Origin of the sequence: Streptomyces sp. NPDC088553 (genome assembly GCF_044752965.1) — a bacterium.
In the GTDB taxonomy this organism is placed as follows: domain Bacteria; phylum Actinomycetota; class Actinomycetes; order Streptomycetales; family Streptomycetaceae; genus Streptomyces.
This window is the reverse complement of record NZ_JBIVMG010000008.1, coordinates 194,750-201,611: the sequence shown is the minus strand read 5'-3', so window position 1 is coordinate 201,611 and position 6,862 is coordinate 194,750. Positions and strand designations below refer to the sequence as shown.

The 6,862-nt window shown below is 73.2% G+C and carries 6 protein-coding genes; 1 reads left to right on the top strand and 5 read right to left on the bottom strand.

The genetic code is table 11. The features are described from left to right. Window positions 1-20 precede the first annotated feature (20 nt). On the bottom strand, window positions 21-1,022 hold the full coding sequence (locus tag ACIP8Z_RS27250) for a LysR family transcriptional regulator (protein ID WP_402087875.1): 1,002 nt from the start codon (window positions 1,020-1,022) through the stop codon (window positions 21-23). Between the two features lie 70 nt (window positions 1,023-1,092). On the opposite strand from ACIP8Z_RS27250, the gene ACIP8Z_RS27245 reads away from it, so the two are divergent. Beyond that, the gene (locus ACIP8Z_RS27245) at window positions 1,093-2,265 is read left to right on the top strand and encodes a TDT family transporter (RefSeq protein ID WP_402087873.1); all 1,173 of its coding nucleotides are present in this window, start codon (window positions 1,093-1,095) and stop codon (window positions 2,263-2,265) included. On the opposite strand, the gene ACIP8Z_RS27240 is transcribed toward ACIP8Z_RS27245, so the two are convergent. From ACIP8Z_RS27240 to ACIP8Z_RS27225, 4 genes are all read right to left on the bottom strand, one after another. Next, on the bottom strand, window positions 2,192-2,944 hold the full coding sequence (locus tag ACIP8Z_RS27240) for a helical backbone metal receptor (RefSeq protein WP_402087871.1): 753 nt from the start codon (window positions 2,942-2,944) through the stop codon (window positions 2,192-2,194). The genes ACIP8Z_RS27245 and ACIP8Z_RS27240 overlap by 74 nt on opposite strands. Next, window positions 2,941-3,492, bottom strand: coding sequence for a cupin domain-containing protein (locus tag ACIP8Z_RS27235; protein WP_355960963.1), 552 nt, complete (start codon window positions 3,490-3,492; stop codon window positions 2,941-2,943). The genes ACIP8Z_RS27240 and ACIP8Z_RS27235 overlap by 4 nt, the downstream gene beginning before the upstream one ends. A gap of 218 nt (window positions 3,493-3,710) precedes the next feature. Next, window positions 3,711-5,516, bottom strand: a complete 1,806-nt coding sequence (locus ACIP8Z_RS27230) for an ABC transporter permease/substrate binding protein (RefSeq protein WP_319318297.1) — start codon at window positions 5,514-5,516, stop codon at window positions 3,711-3,713. Beyond that, window positions 5,509-6,636 (bottom strand): glycine betaine/L-proline ABC transporter ATP-binding protein, encoded by a 1,128-nt coding sequence (locus ACIP8Z_RS27225; protein ID WP_402087868.1) that lies wholly within the window; start codon window positions 6,634-6,636, stop codon window positions 5,509-5,511. Before ACIP8Z_RS27225 ends, ACIP8Z_RS27230 begins: the two co-directional genes overlap by 8 nt. Window positions 6,637-6,862 lie beyond the last annotated feature (226 nt).

Below are 6,862 nucleotides of genomic sequence, written 5' to 3'. Positions count from 1 at the left end.
CGCAGGCCGGGCCCGGGCGTTCACCCCGCAGGCCGGGCCCGCGTCAGGGACAGCAGGTCGCGGGCCGGGCCCGTCGGGCGGTGGCCGGTGGGCCAGACCGCGCGGAGGTCGCGGCGCAGCTCGACCCCCTCGACGGGGATGGCCACCAGCCGCCGCGAGGCCAGTTCCTCGGCGATCGCGAGTTCGCTGAGGACGGCCGGCCCGGCCCCGCTGACCGCGGCGGCCTTCACCGCCGTCGTGGAGGCGAGTTCGAGGAGCGGTCGCGCGAGCCCGCCGTGGCCCGAGAGCGCCGCGTCCAGGACCTGCCGGGTGCCCGAGCCCCGTTCCCGCAGGACCAGCGGGGTCGCCGCCAGCTCCGCCGGGTCCAGCGGGCCGCGGCGGCGGGCCCACGGGTGCGAGGGCGCCGCGACGATCACGAGCCGGTCGTGCGCGACGACCACCCCGTCGAGGCCGTCCGGCACCGCGAGCCCCTCCACGAAACCCATGTCCGCCTCGCTGGCGAGGAGCCGCTCCGCGACGACCGCCGAGTTCCCGGCCTGGAGCGACACCGCCGTGTCCGGACGCTCCGCGCGCAGCGCGATCAGCCAGCCCGGCAGCAGGTACTCGGCGATCGTCATCGACGCGGCCACCCGCAGCCGGGAGTCCCGCCGCCCGCGCAGCGCCTGAGCGCCCGCGTCGAAGGCCTCGGCGGCCTCGACGATCCGCCGCGCCCAGTCGGTGACGAGCGCGCCCGCGTCGGTGAGCCGCGAGCCGCGCGGCGAGCGGTCCACCAGGGCCACGCCGAGCTGCCGCTCCATCGAGCGGATCCGGCTGCTGGCGGCGGGCTGGGTGATGCCGACCTCGCGGGCGGCCGCGCCGAGGCTCCCGTGCCGAGCGACGGCGAGGAGCAGTTCGAGCGCCCCCAGATCCGGGACCCGGTGATGGAGCTGGGCCCTGACGTCGGAGCCGTACGCCTCGGTCCGGCGCCCGCCCGCGTGCTGCTCCTCGTGCCGCTCCCCGCGATGCTCCCCGTTGCTGCCCATAAAGCCAGCTTATGACGTCATAGCCGCAAGATCCCTGGTGGGGGCGGGGGAATCGGACGACGGTGGAGTCATGGCAAGCCTCGCACCTCCCCTTCCGGCCGTCCGCGCCACCACCCCCGGCGCCCGGCCGGCCGCCTCCCCGGCCCGTTCCGTCCGTCACCTCGGACCCAACTGGTACGCCTCCGTGATGGGTACCGCCATCGTGGCCAACGCCGGCGCCGGGCTCCCGCTCGGCCTCCCCGGCCTCCGCACCGCCTGCGCCGCGGTCTGGTCGCTGTCCCTCGCGGTGCTGCTCGTCCTGCTCACCGCCCGCACCGCGCACTGGATCCACCACCGCGACCAGGCCCGCGCCCACCTCCTCGACCCGGCCATGGCGCCGTTCTACGGCTGTCTCTCGATGGCGCTGCTCGCGGTCGGCGGCGGCGCCATGATCGTGGGCCGGGACTGGATCGGCCTCCCCGCCGCCGTCGCGCTCGACACCGTCCTGTTCACCGCCGGCACGCTCGTCGGTCTGGCGGCCGCGGTCGGCATCCCGTACCTCATGGTCGTGCACCACAAGATCGAGAACGCGTCCCCGGTGTGGCTGCTGCCGGTCGTCGCCCCCATGGTCTCCGCCGCCCTCGGCCCCCTGCTCGTGCCCCATCTGCCCGCGGGACAGGCCCAGGAGACGCTGCTCCTCGCCTGCTGGGCGATGTTCGGCGTGAGCCTCCTCGCGACCCTGGTCATGCTGCCGCTGATCTTCGGCAGGCTCGTGACCGGCGGCCCGCTGCCCCTCGCGCTCACCCCCACCCTCTTCCTCGTCCTCGGCCCCCTCGGCCAGTCGACGACCGCCGCGAACAAGTTCGCCGACGTCGCACCGGGTGTGCTCCCCGCCCCGTACGCCCACGGCTTCGCCTCCTTCGCCGTCCTCTACGGCGTGCCCGTCATGGGCTTCGCCCTGCTGTGGCTGGCCCTCGCCGGGGCGATGGTGCTGCGGGCACGCCGGCAGGGCATGGGCTTCGCGATGACGTTCTGGGCGTTCACGTTTCCCGTCGGGACCTGCGTGACCGGCGCCGAGGGACTCGCCCAGCACACCGGGCTCGCCGCCTTCCGGTGGCTCGCGATCGGCCTGTACGTGGCCCTCGTCGCGGCCTGGCTGGTCGCCGGGACCCACACCGTCCGCGGCCTCTTCAGCGGTGCGCTGCTCGCAGGGCCCGCGCCAGCACCCGCGGCGCCTCGACGAGAGACGGCCCGTACCAGGTGAGGTGACGCCCGTCGACGAGCGCGGCGACGGTCCCGGGGAACGCCTCGGGACCGTCGTCGCGCGTGAACCGGTACGGCTCGTCGGGCAGCACGACGAGGCCGGGCGCCGCGGCACGGAGCTCGTCGAGCGACAGCCGCGGATAGCGCTCCGGATGGTCGGCGTACAGGTTGCGGACCCCGAGGCGGGCCAGCAGATCACCGGCGAAGGTGTCACGGCCCAGAACCATCCAGGGGCGCCGCCAGATCGGCACGACCGCCGTGTACTCCTCCTCCGGGGTGACCGCCGCCCACGCCGCCTCGGCCTCGTCGAGCCAGCGGGGCCGCCGGGGCGCGCCGCACGCGGCGAGGACCCGCTCCAGCTCGCTGAGGCCCTGGTCGAGGGTGCGGATCTCGGTGACGAGGACGTCGAGGCCGGCGGCCCGCAGCTCGGCGAGGTCGGCAGCGCGGTTCTCCTCCTCGTTGGCGAGGACGAGATCGGGGCGGAGCGCGGTGATCGCGCGGACGTCGGGGTTCTTGGTGCCGCCGATCCGGGCCACGTCGAGGTCGGCCGGGTGGGCGCACCAGTCCGTGGCCCCGACGAGGAGGCCCGGCGCGGTGACGGCGACGGCCTCCGTCAGGGACGGCACGAGGGAGACGATCCTCCTGACCGTGCCCCTGGCCGCGCCCCGTCCCGCGCTCATTCCTCCTCGGCCTCGACGTGCTCGGCGACCGCGACGACGAGCAGTCGGGTGCCCGCCTCGGTGGCGCGCCAGCGGTGGCGCACCCCGCCGGAGAGATACAGCGTGTCGCCGCGGCCCAGCCGGTACGCGCGGCCCTCGGCCTCGACCTCGGCGGCCCCGTCGGCCACGTACAGCAGCTCGTCGTTCCGGTGCTGGAACTCGCGGCCCGCGTCCTGCTCGCCGGTGAACTCCAGCGCGTGCAGCTGATGGCGTCCCCGGACGATCGCCCGTACGCCGGGGGGCAGCACCGGGGAGGCCTCGTCGGCCCGTACGACATCGACGGTACGGGAGGCCTCGGCGGCGGCCAGGAGGTCGGCGGCCGTGGTCTCCAGGGCGTCGGCGACCAGTTCGAGGGAGCGGTGGCTGGGACGCGCGCGGTCGTTCTCGACCTGGCTGAGGAAGGGCACGGAGAGACCGCTGCGCGAGGAGACGACGGCCAGGGTGAGCTGGAGCGCTCTGCGTCGCCTCTTGACGGCCGCGCCCACGCGGGGTGCTTCCTTCTCGTCCATGTCGGCTCCCTCCCTCGTGCCTCGTGCGTACCCGTACCGGGCGGTTACCTGAACCTTACGCAGCTTTGGGGCGGGGTTTCGCGTCGTGACGAAAAGGGGTGGCCGCCGAACACGTTCGGCGACCACCCCTTTTCGGACAGGAACCGTTTCACCGGTCGCTGTCCGTCGCCCGGAGGCTCGGCCGGGTGAGGCCGCGCTCCTGCCGGGCCACCGGCGGGCTACTGCGGCGCGAGCTTCTCCGCCAGGCCCGGGTTGCTGTCCAGCCAGCTGCGGACGGCCTGCTGCTCCTTGCCCTTGCCGGTCTTCTGGATGACGGCTTCGAGATCCGTGAGCTGCTTCTCGGTCAGCTCGAAGTTCTTCAGCCAGGCGCCGACCTCGGGGTTCTCGGCGGCGAATCCCTTGCGGGCCAGGGTGTGGACGCCGTCGCCCTTGCCCCAGGAGCCCTTGGGGTCGGCGAGCTTCTTCAGGTCGTGCGCGGAGTAGGCCCAGTGCGGCGACCAGAGGGTCACGACGACCGGCTCCTTGCGCTCGTAGGCGCGCTTCAGCTCGGCGAGCATGCCGGGCGTGGAGCCGTCGACGACCTCGTACTCGCCCTCCAGGCCGTACTCCTTGAGGACCTTGTCCTTCAGGATGCCCATCATTCCGGCGCTGGGCTCGATGCCGACGATCCGGCCCTTGAACTGTCCGGCCTTGCCCTTGAGGTCGGCGAGCGAGTCGACGCCCTTCACGTACGAGGGGACGGAGAGCTCCAGGGAGGTGGGGCCGTACCAGGATCCGAGGTCCTCCAGCTTGTTCTTGTACTTCTCCCAGTACTGGGCGTGGGTGACGGGCAGCCAGGAGTCGGTCTGGAAGTCGAGCTGGCCGCCGGCCAGGCCGGTGTAGAGCGCGCCGGCCTCCAGCTGCTTGGTGTCGACCTCGTACCCCCGGCGCTCCAGGAGTTCCTTCCACAGGTACGTGGAGGCGATGCCCTCGTCCCACGGGATGTAGCCGATGCTGATCTTCTTGCCGTTGCCGCCGTTCGCTCCCGAGGCGGTGGCGTCCCCGGAGCCGCCGAGGAAGCCCGTACCGCCGGCGACGAGGGCGAGCACGACGACACCGACGAGCGCGGTGACGGGCTGCGGACGGTGGGCCCAGAGCTTCGCCCCGGGACGCCGGGCGCTCAGCGCGGCGCGGGCCTTGGCGGCGGCGCGGCGGCCCAGCGGGGAAACCTGGCGGCCGAGGGCGCTCGTCATCCGGTCGAGGTACATGGCGAGGACGACGATGGACACGCCGGCCTCGAAGCCGAGACCGATGTCGACGTTGCCGATGGCGCGGTAGACGGCGCCGCCGAGCCCGCCGCCGCCGACCATGCCGGCGATGACGACCATGGACAGGCCGAGCATGATGACCTGGTTGACGCCGGCCATGATCGTCGGCAGGGCCAGCGGGAGCTGCACGCGCAGCAGCGTGTTGCGCGGGGTGGTGCCGAACGCCTCGGCGGCCTCGACGAGTTCACCGTCGACCTGCCGGATGCCCAGCTCGGTCATGCGGACGCCCGGGGGCAGCGCGAAGACGATGGTGGCGATGATGCCGGGGACGACACCGACGCCGAAGAAGATGATGCCGGGGATGAGGTAGACCATCGCCGGCATGGTCTGCATGAAGTCGAGGACCGGCCGGAGCACGGCGCTGACGGACTTCGAGCGGGCCGCCCAGATGCCGAGCGGTACGGCGATCACCAGGGTGACCAGGGTCGCGACGAGAACGAGCGACAGGGTCGCCATGGCCTCGTCCCACAGCTGGACCGAGTCGACGAGCGCGAACCCGGCGAAGGCGAGCACGCCGGCGGCGAGCCCGCGCAGCCACCAGGCGACGACGGCAAGGATGCCGGCGAAGAGCAGCGGCTGGGGCGCGGACAGGACGGCGTCGATGCCGTCGTAGAGGCCGGTGACACCGGTGGTCACGGCGTCGAAGAGCCAGGAGAACTGGGCCTGGAGCCAGTCGACGGAGCTGTCGACCCACTCACCGAGGGGAAGCCTAGGCACGGGCGGTCAGCTCCTTCTTCGGCTGGATGGCGGGCTCGGTGGCGTTCGGTACGTCGACGGGGGCGCGGTCCGGGTCGCCGGCGTCCCTCGCGCCGAGTCCGCCCATGACGGCGAGCAGGCGCTCCGTCGGTACGACTCCGAGGACGGCGCCCTCGGAGTCGCGGACGGTCACGGGGTGCGGGGCGCGGGCGGCGACGGCGCACAGGTCGGCGACGAGCGTGTCCGGTCCGACGGCCTGGCAGGCGCAGCGGGCGGGGCAGTCCGCCGGGGCGGCGCCGGCCGTCATGACGGCGGAGGCGGTGAGCACCCGGGAGCGGTCCACGTCCTGGATGAACGAGGCGACGTAGTCGTCGGCGGGGCGGACCAGGATGTCCTCGGCGGTGCCGAGCTGCACGATCCTGCCGTCGCGCATGACGGCGATCCGGTCGCCGAGGCGCATGGCCTCGTTGAGGTCGTGGGTGATGAAGACGATGGTCTTCTTCAGCCGCTGCTGGAGGACGAGGAGCTGGTCCTGCATGTCGCGGCGGATCAGCGGGTCGAGCGCGCTGAAGGACTCGTCCATGAGCAGCAGGTCGGCGTCGGTCGCGAGCGCGCGGGCCAGGCCGACGCGCTGCTGCATGCCGCCGGAGAGCTCGTCGGGCCAGGACTTCTCCCAGCCGGCGAGGCCGCACAGTTCGAGGGCCTCGGTGGCCCGGCTCTCGCGCTCGGCGCGCGGGACGCCCTGGACCTCCAGGCCGTAGGCGGCGTTCTCCAGAACGTTTCGGTGCGGGAACAGAGCGAAGTGCTGGAAGACCATGCTGATCTTGGTGGAGCGGACCGTGCGCAGATCACGGGGGGACAGCGCGGTGAGGTCACGTCCGTCGAAGAGGACCCGGCCGGCGGTGGGCTCGAGCAGGCCGTTGAGCATGCGGAGCAGGGTCGACTTGCCGGACCCGGAGAGGCCCATCACGACGAAGATCTGGCCGGGCTCGACGGTGAATCCGGCGTCCACGACGGCTGCCGTCGTCCCCTCGGCGCGCAGCTCCTCGCGGTCGGTGTCGCCGGCGGCGAGCCTGCGTACGGCCTCGTCGGGTCGTCTGCCGAACACCTTGAACAGGTGGTCTGCCTGGAGCCTTGACACATGAACCTCACGGGTAGCGACGAAAACGGCCCTCGCCACCCCCGCGTGGTCGGGCCGTGGAGCGGGCGGGATCGGCCCGCGGGCCCGTCGCGTACGGGGATCCTTTTGTTGAATCCCGTACCGGGTTCCGCTCCGGGCTCGCGCCTGCCCTGCTTCACAGGGTGCAAACGCAAAGGTGACGGGGGTCACGTGCGGGGGATCGAACCGCCGGCCCGGCGGAAGCGTC

Coding starts and splice junctions, on each gene's coding strand:
- ACIP8Z_RS27250 (WP_402087875.1), bottom strand. CDS start 1,022: ATGGGCAGCAACGGGGAGCATCGCGGGGAGCGGCACGAGGAGCAGCAC.
- ACIP8Z_RS27245 (WP_402087873.1), top strand. CDS start 1,093: ATGGCAAGCCTCGCACCTCCCCTTCCGGCCGTCCGCGCCACCACCCCC.
- ACIP8Z_RS27240 (WP_402087871.1), bottom strand. CDS start 2,944: ATGAGCGCGGGACGGGGCGCGGCCAGGGGCACGGTCAGGAGGATCGTC.
- ACIP8Z_RS27235 (WP_355960963.1), bottom strand. CDS start 3,492: ATGGACGAGAAGGAAGCACCCCGCGTGGGCGCGGCCGTCAAGAGGCGA.